Raw genomic sequence first — 14,763 nt, forward strand, 5'->3', positions numbered from 1 at the left:
GGCCTGTACTCTTTAGCCTATGACTGAAGAGCCAAGGGCCTAAGGCTTACCATTGCCCTGTTTGAGCAGCAGCTCGGCCTTGGCGCCGAGAAACACATAGATCCCCAGCCCCACCAGCAGGCCGACCACGGCGAACATCATGCCGATGGCGGGCTGCACATACTTCATCTCTCCCAGGGAGGCCTTAAACATGGTCAGCAGGGCCTCGATGGAGATGGCAATCAAGATAGTGGAGATAAAGCGGGTGATGGTGCGCCGGGTTGAGCTGTGACGAAAGATATCCTTGTGCATCAACACCTCCTCTTCGAGGATCGTCTTACCCAGATCGAACACGGCCAGGGCCAGGGTGATAAAGATGATGATGCTAAAGGGCTTGATGGAGCCGCTGGGCACCAGCCCTTCGGCGAGCAAGGCGGCAATATCCACGGTCGCCATGCTGATCAGCACCAGCACCATGATAAACAGCCCGACCACCAGCGCGGTATAGACCCCCTTGAACAGGGGCGTCGCCCGCCGTCTGGCCCGATCGCCCATCATAAACTCGATCAACTGAGTGAGATTGATATCCACCACGATAAAACCCCGCCCCGAGTCGTCTTCGATACGATAGGAGGCCGACAGGCAGAGCTGGCCGCTGGCGTTGGAGAGATAGGGAGTGGTGATCTTAAGTAACTGCGTCTCCTGCGCCTTGGAGAAGTAGGGCCTGTGGCTTCTACTTAGGTTGCGCCCCACGGGGATCGCCTGCACCACACGATTGACTATGGCCACGTTGTCGCTGATCTGCACCCCATCGCCGTCGAGCACATAGAGCAGCTCGATAAAGGGATAGCTGTTGGCGATCTCGGCCATGGCCCGCACCCGAAAGCCAGGGTCGGACAGCATCAGGGGATCGCTTATCCCCACCAGAATCGACTCCAGCAGCTCCTTCACCAGCTGCTCATGTTCATGGTACCGCTCGATCACGCTCAAGTAACTCATTGCCGCCATAGACTGCTCCCCTTAGATAACGACTCTAAGCTTTGCAACTATGGCGCCAATCCCTCTCGCGGGCACAGTAACCTGGCGAAGACAGAGGAAAACGCCGCGCCACCGGGCGAAAACCCAGGCTGGGAGGGACTGATAAGGAGATGAATCGCCGGAGCCAAGGCGTGCAATTCGCTATGACTGCGCCGAAACGCACTGGCATCTGCACCAAAAGAGGGCAGATGCCGGCGTATTTCAACACAGGTAAACGGCGGGGAGAGCCTTATGTAGAATCAATTAGTGCCGCTGCGCCTCTAACGCTGCCAGGCTCTCGCTGTACTTGCGTGTCCAGAAGGGATGGTCTGTCTTGGCCAGCGCCTGCTTCTGCTGGGCGATGGCTAAGTCGAACATCTTCAGCTCGCCGTAGGCCCTTGCCAGGGCATCATGGGCAGTGTGGGAGTCAGGATTGGCCTCCGCCGCCACCTGATAAACAGCCAGCCCCTTGTCTTTATCCTTGGCAAATTCGGCGTCTGCCAGGGCGATCAGCGAATCGGTGGAGGGCACGGGGAAACCATACTTCTGCTGCGACAGGTAATTGTAATGCTCGAGAATCGCCTTCACGCCGCCCTTGGCGATCGCTGAGTCTGGCGAGAGCACCTTGTGGTAGTCGTCGAACAGCCACTCTATGCCGTAGGCGGTCGCCAGGATCGGCTGGGTCATATAGTAGGTGCCGTCGAAACGCTTCACCTTATAGTGCAGCGCCGGATGATTGGTCGTCTCAAGCAGCTCCTCCAAAGCCGCGAAATCCGCCAGCTGACGCTGCTCGAAATCGCTGTCGCTGGTGGTCAGCATCAGGTAGCGCGGCTTGCCCTTGAGCTTCTCCAGCTTGTCGGCGGCCGACTTGATCACATAGGCAAAATCGTCACTCAGCACAGGGCTCGCCGCCAGGTAGGCGTTGAACAGCTCGGGGCGATTAAGCAAGGTGTAGAGCACCAGGCCGGCGTTGCCGGTAAAGCCGTTCATGATACGAAAGCCGTTGGTGCGATACTTGGCGTCAATGGCGGGCAGCAGCGACTGCTCCATGAAGTCCAGCAGGGCGACGCTGCCTTCCTGCTCTATCGCCTGACTCTTCAACTTGCCCAGCACCTGGTCGCCGTCGGGCGCGGTGACGATTATGGTCTCCAGCCAGGGCCAGTCGCCGTTGTGGCTCATCCAGTCATGCATCCCCTCGAGATAACCGCGGCTGCGGGGATGAAAGTCGAACAGCAGCACATAGCGCTTATCTAGGTTCTCGCCATAACTGGCGGGCAGAGTGACCTTGAAGGCCATGGGCTTGTCGACACCCGGCGCCTTAACCATCAGCGTTTCAAGGTTGGTCGGCGCCGCCTGAACCAGGTTCAAGCCACTGCCGAGCAGTAAGATAACACCAGCAATCCATTTATTTATCACGTGTATTCCTTGTTATTGTTAAGTGATAGGGCGACCTGAGCCGTTACCAGGTGGACATGAGAAAATCGCGAATACGCTCTCTGTCTTCCTGAGTATTACAGGAGATCATCTCGCCACAGGTACGACCCCGCAGCGAGGTGCCCGTACTGCTGATGCCATCGGGCACACGAGCACGCAAAGTGGCGATGTGGTAGGAAAACACCTCTTCCAGACTAGGGGCGCGTACCTCGATCACCTCCATCTCATCTGTCGGTGCGGGTTGACTCTTGGGCGTAACCGGCGCCACCTTAGCCTGACGCTTGACCTCGAGGGCCACCTCGCTAACTTCGGCCAGCAGGTTAAGTGTCGGCTCATGACCCGCCTCATAGGCCTTGGTCAGGTAGTCCTTGGCTTTCACCTTGTCCTTCTCCACCAACTCGCCTTCTACGTAGAGCATTCCCAACAGATGAGCCGCCTCGTTAAGATCGGCGCGGTTGGCGTCTCGCAGGTAGCGCATCGCCTTGTCGATATCCTGATTCTCACCATCCTGTAGATAGAGGATGGCCGCCTTGTACTGAGCAAAAGGGTTGCCTAACTTGGCGGCGCGGCGATACCACTTAGTGGATAGACGCATATCGCTCTCTGTGCCATAGCCCAGACGGTACATCTCGGCAAGGGTGTACATAGCATCGGAATGGCCATAACGGGCCAGCGTCTTGTATTCCTTGAAATGATCGACGCATTCGCCACGCTCACAGCTCTCCAGCTGAATCGGCAGCGGCTTTACTTTGATCTTGGCCGCAAGTGGCAGGCAGTAGCTACCAGCAATCAAGACTAAGCAGCTAATAAATTTGAGGTATTTAACAGTCATTCGCCCTTCCTTGTTTCCCTTTCCATGGTTTACGCCCCAAGCGAATGAGTATGATATTTAAGCAAAAGCAAGTCAAACCTCCACCCGAAAACGCCAGACCTGTTTCCCCTTGTGATCCGCTGCGCCTTCGCTCGTCTTTGGGCGATAATTCACTAGCCAAAGGGGCGTTTTCAGCTTAGGATCTGGCCTGTCATTTAAGCGAATCATTTCTATTAATGCATAGTGGAGTAAGCCAACGTTATGGGTATTCGAGCCATAGTTGTAGATACAGCAGGTACAACAACCGATCTGAACTTTATTCAGGACACCCTTTTTCCCTATTCGTCTAAGGCCCTCGCTGATTTTTTAGAAGAGAATCAAACTAATGTATTGGTCGACAACTGCATCAGCGATGTGAAAGATATCGCGCTGGAGCCGGACGCCTCACTGGAGCGCGTGGTGGAGATACTGCAGCAGTGGATTGCCGAAGATCGCAAGGCCACTCCGCTTAAGACGCTGCAAGGCCTGATCTGGAAACAGGGCTACGCCAAGGGCGAATTTAAGGGCCACATCTACCCTGACTTCATCGACAGCGTGAAAGAGATTAAGGCGCAGAACGTGCGTCTCTACAGCTTCTCTTCTGGCTCTGTGGATGCCCAGAAACTGCTGTTCAGCCACAGCGACGGCGGCGACCTGACCGAATATTTCGATGGCCATTTCGACACCCGCACCGGCAACAAACTGTTTAAACAGGCCTACCTTAACATCATCAACACCATCAGCCTGGCGCCTAAGCAGGTGCTGTTTATCTCTGATGTGCTCGAGGAGCTCAAAGCTGCCGAGCAGGCGGGGATGCGTGTAATGCAGATGGTGCGCGAGACCACCCAGCGCACCGGCGACTACCCACAGATCACCAACTTTAAAGAGTTGAGCTTCTAATCTGTCGCTTTGAAAAATAAAGGCACCCCAGGGTGTCTTTTTTGTTGCCCGCTCGCCGAACAAATCGAAGAACGAGAGAAAGCCTCATCCAAATTCATTAGCCACTCGAACGCCCTCAGGGATTGGTATTGTGGCGAGATGCTGATATCTTAACCCAAAACTAAACGCTTGTTTGAAATTAAAGGTTAAGATATGGAGCAGTTCGCTAGCCAGTTTCCCTTTCACACCCGTATCCAGGTCGCCTGGGGCGAGATGGATGCCCTGAAGCACGTCAACAATGCGGTCTATTTCCGTTACTTCGAGACGGCGCGGATAGACTTCTTTAACCAGCTGTTCCCGCTAGATAAGCTCTACCAGTACGGCATGGGCCCAGTGATCAGCGATAACCATGCACGCTACAAGCGCCCAGTCACCTTTCCCGACACCCTATTAATCGGCGTCAGCATCAGCGACATCCACAAGGACCGCTTCACCATGCACTATCAGGTGTTCAGCGAGCAGCAACAAGCGATCACCACCAAGGGCTCCTCGGTCGCCGTCATGTTCGACTTCAATAAACAAGCCAAGGCCGATCTGCCCGACGAGCTGTTGGCAGTGCTCAGAGAGCACTGCATCGACTAACCTCGATTGTGCCGAGCTCACATCTCCTCGTTAAACAGCAACACTATGCCGCCGCCACTCAGGCCGCTGTTGATGTTGAGTGTGATGCCTATCCCTATGTTACGCAGCCAGGCTGACAGCGAAGGGATCTGCACCACCCAGCCGGCGCCGAACTCATAGTAGTGGCGCGTGCCCATGGGGTCGATAACATCGCCGCTAAGATCGATCCGCTTGGCCAGCAGGCGCATCTCGTTCTGACGGTCGAAGAAGTCGGGCAGCCCATAGTGAAACACCAGGGCGTTGCTCAGACGCCCGACCTGAGGCGTCACCGCCTGCATGCCATCGTCGGTCAGCAGGCTACGACCTATGCCGTATCTGAGGGTGCTGATAAATTCCCACTTGTTCCCCATGAGGTCACCGGTATAGGTCAGCTCGGCATTGGGGTCGAACATGATGGCGCCATAGCTGGTGTTTACCAGCTTGTCGTCGAGAATGCCACTGACGCTGCGCAACACTGGGTCGTTATAGATTAGGCGGTTTTCCAGCCAGATAAACTGCGCCCCCAGGCCAAAGACCGCCCGCCACTGTTCATTGATCTGATACTTCCATCGATACTCGCCCGCCAGCAGATAGCTGGTATCCTTGATCGGACTGCTGATGGTCTCATCCTCCAGCCCCTGTATGCTGTCGCTGGCATGCACGTAGGAGAGGCGCACCTGGATGCTTTGGGACCACTCGGGCGAGAGCGGCACAGTGTCGCTCTCCCAAGGCAAGGTGTAGGAGGTCAGCTGACTGCGACGCTTGAGCGACTCTTCATCACCGGCGTTGATGTCGCCTATCTCACTCAGGTCCACTATGGTGTTGGGGTTAAAATCGACTATGCCTAAGGTGATCAGGTTGGCGTCGGTCAGCACCATGGCGCTGGTGATATCCCCCTTCACCTTGGCCTCGACCGCCCCACGAATGTCGACCTCCTGGGCCAAGACAGTGGTGCCGCTCCCTAACAGGAGCGTGAGTCCCAATGCCGCAAGTCCCTGGGCCGTAATGTGCTTTAAACGACTGAAAGATAGGCTTATCAAGCCGCAACCCCTAAGCTAAATGTTGACCGAATCATCTTGTGACTTATCTCCTCACCCTGTGCTAACGTTAAGAGTCATACAACCAAACGAGAAGCAGACTATGACCCAGGAGACAATATTACACCAGGCCGACCAGCAGCGATTTGTGTTGTCGATTGCAGGCCATGATGCGGTATTAGAATATCAACGACAAGGTGATAAGGTGGATTTTGTACGGACCTTCGTACCGGATCCCCTCAGGGGTCAGGGCGTGGCCGGGCGCTTGGTGCGCCATGGGTTGGAGTGGGCCAAGTCCCAGCAACTCGCCATCAGCGCCAGTTGCTGGTACGTGCAGAAGTTTTTGTAACCCGTTTATTCGCCGGTCAGGGTCAGCAGCGCCTGCTTCACCTCTTCCCCTATGGGCTGGCTCTTATCGACGCTATAGTCGTAATGCACTAAGGTGGTCTTGGCCTCGGCGGTCATCTTGCCGCCCTGCCAGCTCTGCTGCGCCACCTCGAAACTGGCATTGCCCACACGGCTGATCCAGGTCTTGATCTCCACCGGCTGACCATATTGGGTCGGCGAGGTATAGGCGATGGTGAAACCCGCCACGATAAGGTTCCACTCGGCCAGATTGAGCGAAGGATTGAAGATGGCGAAGATAGGCTCGCGCGCCGCCTCGAACCAGACAGGCATGACGGTATTGTTGATATGGCCCAGGCCATCGGTTTCATTGAATCTGGGTTGAATGGTTAAACTGAAAGAGCGTAACGGCACAGGGAGCTCCTAAGACTAAGTCGTTATTTTTGTGCCAAAGACGTTAACCGAGATACCAGGGGGATGCAAGATGGACTTTTGGACTACTGACCTTATAGATACTGGCCCATAGAATAAGGGCGCCTCTGTTGAGGCGCCCTTACCATTCGAGCTATTTCGGCTATTTCCGCTATTTCACATACATAGCATTAATTTCTGTGGCGTACTTATGGTAGATCATCTTACGCCTTAGCTTCATGGTCGGCGTCAGTAGGCCAGCCTCCATGGAAAATGCCTCGGGCAGCAGGGTAAACTTCTTGATCTTCTCGAAGCCTGCCAGCTCCTGCTGCAGATGCTTGAGGCGCTGCTCGAAGTGCTCGATCACATGGCTGTGGCGCAGCAGTTCCATTGGCGACTCGTAATGCAGCCCCTTCTCCTCGGCCCAAGCCTCTAACGACTCGAACGCCGGTACGATAAGCGCGGTCACATAGTTTTTCGCATCGGCAATCACCGCCACCTGCTCGATGAAGGGGCAGCAACCTACCTTACCCTCGACCCGCTGCGGCGCAATGTATTTGCCGTTTGAGGTCTTCATCAACTCTTTGATTCTGTCTGTGATAAACAGGTTGCCCTGCTCGTCTATCTGGCCTGCGTCGCCCGTCTTCAACCAGCCATCTTCGAAGCTGTCGGCGGTCTCTTGAGGGCGGTTGTAGTAGCCGCGCATCACGGTATCGCCGCGCACCAGGATCTCGTTGTCTTTACCCAGCTTGATCTCGACTTCTGGCAGCGTCTTACCGTTAGAGCCGGCGACACGGTTATCCAGGGTATTACAGGTCACGGTCGCCGTGGTCTCCGTCATGCCATAGCCGCAGAGCACGGGAATATCTATGCCATGGAAGAAGCTGGCCACGTTCTGATCCAGCGCCGCGCCGCCGCAAGGCATAAACTTAAGCCTGCCACCCAGCACCTGCTGCAGCTTGCTGTACACCAGCTTATGGGCCAGTTTCCACTGGGTCTTGAGCCACCAGGAAGCCTTAGCACGCCCCTGGCTGACCTCGAACTGACGCTCACCCACAGACATGGCCCAGGCGAACAGCTTCTTGCGAGTGTCGGGCGCCTTATTCACCTTGTCCTGCACCGCGCTGTAGACCTTCTCCAGGAAGCGCGGCACCACACATAGGGTATGGGGACGAATATCGACAATCGCCTCTTTCACCGTCATAGGATCTTTGAGGTAGACGTTATGGCCGCCGCGGCACAACACGTAAAAGCTCCAGCCGCGCTCGAACACATGACTCAGCGGCAAGAAGGCCAGCGACACATCGCCAGGCGTGAAGGGCAAGATAGTATCGTGCTGACGGATCACAGAGGCGATATTACGATAATCCAGCATCACCCCTTTAGGGTCGCCCGTGGTGCCCGAGGTGTAGATCAGGGTCAGCAGATCGTCCAGGGCCAGGTTAGCCAGACGGTGAGCCAGTTCGGCATCGACCTCGGGCGAATGGCTTTGCGTCAGCAGGCTATCGAAATGAACAGCCGTTTCCTCTTGCACCAGCGCCACCTCGGCATCGAAGACCACTATCTGGGTCAGGCTGGGGCAGAGCGCAATCAGTTCACGGGCCATGCGGTACTGCTCGGCGTCACCGACAAAGATCAGCTTGGCCTGGGCGTCGTCTATGATGTAGCGCGCCTGCTCCAGGGTACTGGTGGGATAGATAGGTACTACCACAGCCTTGGCCTTGAGGGCACCGACGTCGGCACAGGTCCACTGGGGGCAGTTTTGCGATAGGATCGCCACCTTGTCTTGAGCCGCGAAGCCAGAAGCGATCAGCGCCTTAGCGATCTGGTCACCAATCTCGTCGAATCGTCGCCAACTGATCTGCTGCCAAGGGGCCGATAAGCCATAGCCTTCCAATGCGATGGCATCGCCACGTTGCTGGCTCTGGGCCTGCATCAGGCTGATAGGATGATACTGTTGGAGCGACATAATTTCCTGACCCTTTTAGCGTACACTTGTACCTGTTTTGGCGCATTTTACTGCAATGGCGGCCAAAAAATAAGAGTTTTTGCTCCAATAATGTTAATTGGAGCACAAAAGCCAGGCACTAGTCGGATCAGGCTAGGGCGTCACGCCACAACTTTCGCTTGCCCCACCAAAGCGTTAGCAGAGAAAAGGCCACCAGACCGATATCCAGGGTCACATAGGTGGTGAGATCTCTGCCCTCGCGCAGTGCCACCAGCGCGGTGGACAACCAGATGGCATGACAGATCACCACTAACATACTCAGTGAGATATGCATGGCGCTGCGGGCGGCGCAGCCCAGGCCCAGCAAGAAGGCGCAGACGCAGAAGGTGCTGAGTACCAGATGGCTCCAGATGAGCAGGGTAAAGTCGGGCTTGAGTATCAGGGTGCAGGTGGCCAGCAGCGCCATGGTGCCGGTGAAATACCCCAGCAGACGATACTGGGCACTGGCGAATGCCTCTATCAGCCCCTGTTTACCGTCGAAGCCCGGCAAGATATAGAGGGTCTCAGTCGCCCGCCATCTCTGCACGCGGCTCCAGTGAACCAAGGTACAGGCGACGGCGCTGAACTGACCCATGATGAAGAGCACGGGCAGCTCGATGCCGACAAAATAATTCACCAGCCCCAGCAGCAGCGCCAGTGCAGGCAGTAACACCAGCATCATGGAGAGCATGGGGCCGACGAAGAAGTTTACCGGATGCAGCCACCTGTCCAGACGGTTCATCAGGCTGTTTGAACCCAGATTAGGCAACCAGAACCAGCCCATCTCTAGGCCATTGAGGTAGACAGATCTGGCCTCCAGATGCCAAACCTCGGCTTTGAGGTCAGTGCGGATGAGATAGATGAGCCCCACGATGGCCAGCGGCACAAGGTAGAAGCTGAGGCTAGGCAGAAATGCCGTCATCTCAGGTGTAAAGGGCAGCAGCAGAAACAGGGCGAAAGAAAAGTAGAACCCCTTGATGTGTCGGCGACAGAAATAGATGAAGGCGACCCCAGCCAGGCTCGCCAGCAGCACCTGCTGGACCGCCGCCTCGAGGGGCAATAGTATCGCCGCACTCAGCGAGATCAGGGTAGCGATAATGCCCACGATGAGCGCCTGCCATTGAATGCTCTCGGCGTAGCCGGGCACCAGGCTGGCCCACTCGGTGGCCGACAGGCGGTTGAGTTGCCAGGCGATCGCCGCGCAGGTAGAGACCTGCATCATCCCCAGCATGATAGGCATGGCGTCGTATTTGCCCGAGAACGCCAGCACCAGCATCATCACCAGCGCCAATAGCCCGGTGCCGAGAAAGCTGGCGCTGCCCACATCGAACAGCCAGAAGCGCAGCATGCCGCGCAGCGCTTTAGGCATCATCTGTGCAACTCCATGAAGAGTTGTTCCAGGTTCATTGGCGTCACTGAGGTGAAGCTTGGTGCCATGGCGGCCTCATAGTGATCCACCAGCAGCTTATCCTGCTGACGGTTGAGCACAACAAGCCCCTCGGGCAGAGACTCGCCCGGCTTGAGACTCACCAGTTGCACGCTCTCCCTGAGGGCATCTATCTCCTTGAAGAGTACCAGCTTACCCTTGCGCATCAGGGCCACATGGCTGGCGACCCGCTCGAGATCTGAGGTGATGTGTGAAGAGAAGAGCACCGCCGAGCCGGCATCCAGCGCCAGGTCGAACAGATCCGACATAAACTCACGACGGGCGATAGGATCCAGGCTGGCAACCGGCTCATCGAGGATCAACAGTTTAGGGCGATAGGCCATGGCCATGATCAGCGCCAGCGACTGGCGTTGCCCCACAGACAGACGCTGTACCTGCTGCGCCCCATCGAGCTGGAAGCGGCTCAGCCACTCCTGCTCCAGCGACCTGTCCCAGTTAGGATAGAAGCTGCGATGCAGGGCCAGGGCGCGCTCGACGGTGAAGCCCTCATAGCCAAAGGGTTGCTGAGGCACATAGCCTATCAGCTCCTTCTGCGCCGAGCTGATGTTGTCGCTGGTGCCGCCCAGTATCTCTATCTGCCCCTCGGTGACATCGAGGATCCCCAGGGCGCAGCGCATCAGGGTCGACTTGCCCGCACCATTTTGCCCCAGCAGGCCTACCACCATGCCGGGATAGAGGGTCATCGACAGCTCGTCAATGGCTAACTGTCCGTCAAAGGCCTTAGTGATCCCATGAAAGGCCAATATGGCTTGATTGCTCTCTTGCATCTGCATCTGTTCCTTTATTGCGCCTGTTGCCATGCCTTGGCGATGATGGCATTGAGTTCCTCCAGGCTTACCCCTAACTGCTTAGCCTGGTTGATGAGTGAATTGACTTGTGGCGCCATCAGGTCGGCACTCGAGGTGCCCTGGCTGTCGCCACGCTGTGCCACCCGGGTGGGTTGACCGCGGCGACGCTCGAGCCAGCCCTGTTCCACCAACTGCTGAATGGCGCGGGAGACCGTCATGGGATTGACCGCCAGGTGCTCGGCGATCTGCCGCACCGACGGTAGCACCTCCTGAGGTTGCAGCTGGCCGCCGACGATCAGACGCACTATCTGATCGCTAAGCTGGCGGTAGATGGGGTCGCCATTACTGGGGTTGACATTGAGTAAATCTAGCATTAGCCTTTATTCACTGTATTAATACATTGATACACCGATACAGTACTAAATTAACATAGATACGGTAAATTTCAACTAAGGAATCGGTATCATGCTTCAAGGAAAGGTTAAATTGATGGCCAATAGATTCACCCGGCAGCAGCGGCTAGCCGCGCTACTCCTGCCCGCCTGCTTGGCGCTACTGCTGTTGTCTCAGCCCACCTGGGCAGACGCTCAACCAGCAGATAAGCAAGACAGCCAGCCGACATCTTGCTATGTGGACGACCTGTCTGATCGTCTGCGCTGCGGCGCCATCACGGTACCGGAAAACTATGCTAAGCCCCAGGGCAAACAGATACAGATCCACTATCTGGTTCTGCCCGCCATCAAGCCCAGTTTCGAGAAAGAAGCGCTATTAGCCATCGCCGGCGGCCCAGGCCAATCGGCCATAGATAACGCCGCCAGCTTCGACAAGATCTTTACCAAGGTGCGCCAGCAGCGAGACATACTGCTGATCGACCAGCGCGGCACCGGCCTCTCTAACCAACTCGTCTGTGAAGGCGCCGGCTTCGAGGGTGGCCTGGCCTTCAACGACGATGAGCTGGATATCGCCACCGAGACCAAGGCCTGCCTCGCCAAGATAGATGCCGACGTCAGCCAGTATGGCAGCGAAACTGCCCTCAAAGATTTCGAGGCGGTAAGGCAAGCCCTGGGATACCAGAAGCTGCACCTGTATGGCATCTCCTACGGTACCCGAATGGCCCAGCTCTATATGCGTCACTACCCAGAGGCCCTAGCTACCGTGACCCTGGACGGCGTGGTGCCCATGCAGCAGAGTGTGCTTAATATCGGCGACGCCATCACCCGCGCCATCGACCTGCTGCTCCAGGATTGCCAGGGCAACACCCTGTGTCATCAAGAGTTCCCTAATCTCAAAGCCGAACTCGAACAGGTCGAGGCGCAGCTCAGCCAGGGACCGCAGATCAGCCAGACCCGCGATCCCCTCACCAATGCGCCGACCCAGCTGACCATGACCCGCGCCAAGTTTATGGGCGCCATCCGCATGGCGCTCTATATGCCCAATGTTAGGGCGCTGCTGCCCCACGCCATCCACCAGGCGGCTGAGGGGAATTTTCAGGCCATCATGGGGCTGTACGCCCTCACGATGAACAGCACTGGCATAGCCGCCGGCATGCATTCTGCCGTGGTTTGTGGCGAAGACTGGCACCGCTTCAGCGAGGCCGAGCGTCAGCAGATAGGCCAGAGTTACTTCGGTCGGGAGATGCTTGAGGCCTTCGATCTGAGCTGCCCTATCTGGCATATTCCGGCTGTGGATGAAGATTTCTCCGCCCCCATTGCCAGCGCCCTACCGACACTCGTGCTGTCGGGACAGATAGACCCGGCCACGCCACCTAGCTGGGGCGAGCTGGCCATGGCCAAGCTGACCAATGCCAAGCATTTCGTCGCCCCCTATGCGACCCATGGGGTGGCCTATCAGTCTTGCGCCAACACACTGATCGCCGAGCTTATCAGCAGCGGCAGCGTCGACGGCCTGTCTCAGGAGTGCCTGAGCAAAGATATCAGCCGTAACTTCTACCTCAACGCCAACACGGTTGAGGCCATCCCACAGGACACACTCAGCCATTCCACTCTCGCTAGCGACCAGCAGCAAGGAGCACGCCATGATTAAGGTATCGAATTTATCTAAACGGATCGGCGAGGTGCAGGCGCTGAACGACCTCAGTTTCGAGGCGCTGGACGGCCAGATCACCGGCCTGCTGGGCCCCAACGGCGCGGGCAAGACCACCTGTCTGCGCACCGTCTTCGGCCTGCTCAAGCCAGACCAAGGCATCGCCGAGATCGACGGCATAGATGTCGCCAAACAGCCTGTGGCCGCCAAACAGCAGCTGGGCCTGTTCCCAGACCCGTTCGGCCTGTATGAGCGGCTGACGCCGAGAGAATATATCCGCTACTTCGCCGAGCTTAACGGCCTCTCCCGCGAGCAAGCCAAGGCCGCCTCGGCCAAGGTGCTGAGCAAGCTGCACATGGACGACATTGCCGATCGCCGCTGCAAGGGGTTCTCCCAAGGGCAGAGAATGAAGACGGCGCTGGCCCAGGCGATAGTGCATGAGCCCACCAACATCATACTCGACGAGCCCACCCGCGGCCTGGACGTGATGAGCACCCGAGTGCTGCGCGACCTGCTCAGGGATCTCAAGCAGGCGGGACACTGCGTACTCTTCTCCAGCCATGTGATGCAGGAGGTCGCCGCCCTGTGTGATCGCGTCATCGTCATGGCCGAGGGGCGCGTGGTCGCCGTCGGCAGCCCACAGGAACTCTGCCAACAGACAGGCCAGGCCTCACTGGAAGACGCCTTCATTCAGCTAATCGGTACCGACGAGGGAATCGCAGCATGATCAGTTCAATCATTACTATGGTCAGAAAAGAGTTGACCGATGCCGCCAGGGACAAGCGCTCCGTGATGGCGGGCCTCTACTACGCCATCGGCGCGCCGCTGATGATGTGCGGCATGTTTATGATCCTCATCGGCCAGATCACCAGCCCAGAGGCGCTTAACATCACCATCACCCACGGCGAGCGCGCGCCGGATCTGGTGAAGTACCTCGCCAGCAACGAGATAAGCCAGGGTGATGAGGCCGATCGCAAGGAGATAGAGCTTGTCATCAGCCCTGACTACGCCGCCAACATGGCTAAGAGTCAGGCCGCCGAGATAGTGCTGATCGCCGACAACTCCAACGAGAAGCTACAATCTTCTATCCGTCGCCTGGAGAAGGCGTTGCAGCAATACAGCGCCGAGATGGGCAGCCTGCGACTGATCGCCCGCGGCATCGACCCTAAGGTGATGCAGCCAATCAAGGTCAAGGTGGAAGATCAGGCCACCTCAGACTCCAAGGGCGGCATGATCTTAGGCGTCGCCATCTTCATGATGGTCTATGCGGTGTTTATCTCTGGCATGAACCTGGCCATAGACACCAGCGCCGGCGAGCGCGAGCGCAACTCGCTAGCCCTGCTACTCAGCCATCCGGTGTCGACCCGGGATATCGTGCTGGCCAAGGTGGCGGCGGTGACCATCTTCGCCATGCTGGGGCTGATCCTCACCCTGGTGATCTCTAAGGTCGCCTATGGCTTCGTGCCCTGGCAGGAGCTGGGCTTCTCGGTCAACATCAATGTCGACTTCATCCTCTTGATGTTGGCGATCGGCCTGCCCATCGCCCTGATGGCGGCGGCGCTGCAGCTGTTCGTCTCCTTCATGGCCAAGTCGTTCAAGGAGGCTCAGTCCTACCTCACCATAGTGCTGATCGTGCCCATGATGCTGTCGATGGCGGCGAGCTACAACATAGCGCCAGACACATTGCAGTGGCTGCCTATCTCGGGTCAGATGCAGGCGCTGATCGCCTTCATCAAGGGCAAAGAGATCCCCATGATGCAGCTGGCGCTCTCCAGTGCCATCACCTTCGTCATCGCCCTGGCACTGGCCCTGGGCATGGAGCGCTCACTCAAGAGCGAGAAAATCGTCTTCGGACTCTAACCCCGACTTTGTCATCGACAAGGGCC

The 14,763-nt window shown here is 57.1% G+C and carries 15 protein-coding genes; 6 read left to right on the top strand and 9 right to left on the bottom strand.

Annotated elements, in window-relative coordinates; all coding sequences use genetic code 11:
* Nucleotides 1-39 precede the first annotated feature (39 nt).
* The 3 genes from K0H80_RS19290 to K0H80_RS19300 form a co-directional block, all read right to left on the bottom strand.
* Nucleotides 40-987, bottom strand: a complete 948-nt coding sequence (locus tag K0H80_RS19290) for a PDC sensor domain-containing protein (protein WP_220043740.1) — start codon at nucleotides 985-987, stop codon at nucleotides 40-42.
* Nucleotides 988-1,260: 273 nt separating this feature from the next.
* Nucleotides 1,261-2,412: an alpha/beta hydrolase-fold protein gene (locus K0H80_RS19295; RefSeq protein WP_220072657.1), complete on the bottom strand. Its 1,152-nt coding sequence runs from the start codon at nucleotides 2,410-2,412 to the stop codon at nucleotides 1,261-1,263.
* 43 nt (nucleotides 2,413-2,455) lie between these two features.
* Complete coding sequence (locus K0H80_RS19300) at nucleotides 2,456-3,262, bottom strand: tetratricopeptide repeat protein (protein WP_220072658.1); 807 nt, start codon at nucleotides 3,260-3,262, stop codon at nucleotides 2,456-2,458.
* A 240-nt stretch (nucleotides 3,263-3,502) separates the two neighbouring features.
* On the opposite strand from K0H80_RS19300, the gene mtnC reads away from it, so the two are divergent.
* On the top strand, nucleotides 3,503-4,180 hold the full coding sequence (mtnC, locus tag K0H80_RS19305) for an acireductone synthase (protein WP_220072659.1): 678 nt from the start codon (nucleotides 3,503-3,505) through the stop codon (nucleotides 4,178-4,180).
* Between the two features lie 192 nt (nucleotides 4,181-4,372).
* Nucleotides 4,373-4,801 carry an acyl-CoA thioesterase gene (locus tag K0H80_RS19310; RefSeq protein ID WP_220072660.1) on the top strand — a complete coding sequence of 143 codons (429 nt, stop codon included), beginning with the start codon at nucleotides 4,373-4,375 and terminating at the stop codon, nucleotides 4,799-4,801.
* Between the two features lie 17 nt (nucleotides 4,802-4,818).
* On the opposite strand, the gene K0H80_RS19315 is transcribed toward K0H80_RS19310, so the two are convergent.
* Nucleotides 4,819-5,802, bottom strand: coding sequence for a Solitary outer membrane autotransporter beta-barrel domain (locus tag K0H80_RS19315; RefSeq protein WP_491572521.1), 984 nt, complete (start codon nucleotides 5,800-5,802; stop codon nucleotides 4,819-4,821).
* A 157-nt stretch (nucleotides 5,803-5,959) separates the two neighbouring features.
* Between K0H80_RS19315 and K0H80_RS19320 the strand changes: the two genes are divergently transcribed.
* Entirely contained in the window at nucleotides 5,960-6,205 is a 246-nt protein-coding gene (locus K0H80_RS19320; RefSeq protein WP_041406816.1) for a GNAT family N-acetyltransferase, read from the top strand.
* Nucleotides 6,206-6,210: 5 nt separating this feature from the next.
* Here K0H80_RS19320 and K0H80_RS19325 read toward each other — a convergent pair whose 3' ends face one another.
* From K0H80_RS19325 to K0H80_RS19345, 5 genes are all read right to left on the bottom strand, one after another.
* Nucleotides 6,211-6,615: an acyl-CoA thioesterase gene (locus tag K0H80_RS19325; protein ID WP_220072662.1), complete on the bottom strand. Its 405-nt coding sequence runs from the start codon at nucleotides 6,613-6,615 to the stop codon at nucleotides 6,211-6,213.
* Nucleotides 6,616-6,784: 169 nt separating this feature from the next.
* Nucleotides 6,785-8,581: an AMP-dependent synthetase/ligase gene (locus K0H80_RS19330; RefSeq protein WP_220072663.1), complete on the bottom strand. Its 1,797-nt coding sequence runs from the start codon at nucleotides 8,579-8,581 to the stop codon at nucleotides 6,785-6,787.
* Nucleotides 8,582-8,708: 127 nt separating this feature from the next.
* On the bottom strand, nucleotides 8,709-9,971 hold the full coding sequence (locus tag K0H80_RS19335; protein WP_220072664.1) for a hypothetical protein: 1,263 nt from the start codon (nucleotides 9,969-9,971) through the stop codon (nucleotides 8,709-8,711).
* A complete protein-coding gene (locus tag K0H80_RS19340) occupies nucleotides 9,968-10,813 on the bottom strand; it encodes an ABC transporter ATP-binding protein (RefSeq protein ID WP_258406142.1) in 846 nt (281 codons plus the stop codon). Before K0H80_RS19340 ends, K0H80_RS19335 begins: the two co-directional genes overlap by 4 nt.
* Before the next feature lie 14 nt (nucleotides 10,814-10,827).
* Nucleotides 10,828-11,208, bottom strand: coding sequence for a GntR family transcriptional regulator (locus K0H80_RS19345; RefSeq protein ID WP_011867573.1), 381 nt, complete (start codon nucleotides 11,206-11,208; stop codon nucleotides 10,828-10,830).
* A 115-nt stretch (nucleotides 11,209-11,323) separates the two neighbouring features.
* Between K0H80_RS19345 and K0H80_RS19350 the strand changes: the two genes are divergently transcribed.
* The 3 genes from K0H80_RS19350 to K0H80_RS19360 are packed head-to-tail and all read left to right on the top strand — an operon-like array spanning nucleotide 11,324 to nucleotide 14,737.
* Nucleotides 11,324-12,877 carry an alpha/beta hydrolase gene (locus K0H80_RS19350; protein WP_220074040.1) on the top strand — a complete coding sequence of 518 codons (1,554 nt, stop codon included), beginning with the start codon at nucleotides 11,324-11,326 and terminating at the stop codon, nucleotides 12,875-12,877.
* On the top strand, nucleotides 12,870-13,604 hold the full coding sequence (locus K0H80_RS19355) for an ABC transporter ATP-binding protein (RefSeq protein WP_220072666.1): 735 nt from the start codon (nucleotides 12,870-12,872) through the stop codon (nucleotides 13,602-13,604). Before K0H80_RS19350 ends, K0H80_RS19355 begins: the two co-directional genes overlap by 8 nt.
* On the top strand, nucleotides 13,604-14,737 hold the full coding sequence (locus tag K0H80_RS19360; protein ID WP_220074041.1) for an ABC transporter permease: 1,134 nt from the start codon (nucleotides 13,604-13,606) through the stop codon (nucleotides 14,735-14,737). Before K0H80_RS19355 ends, K0H80_RS19360 begins: the two co-directional genes overlap by 1 nt.
* Nucleotides 14,738-14,763: the final 26 nt, after the last annotated feature.

Source organism: Shewanella aegiceratis, assembly GCF_019457495.1.
Lineage (GTDB): Bacteria > Pseudomonadota > Gammaproteobacteria > Enterobacterales > Shewanellaceae > Shewanella > Shewanella loihica.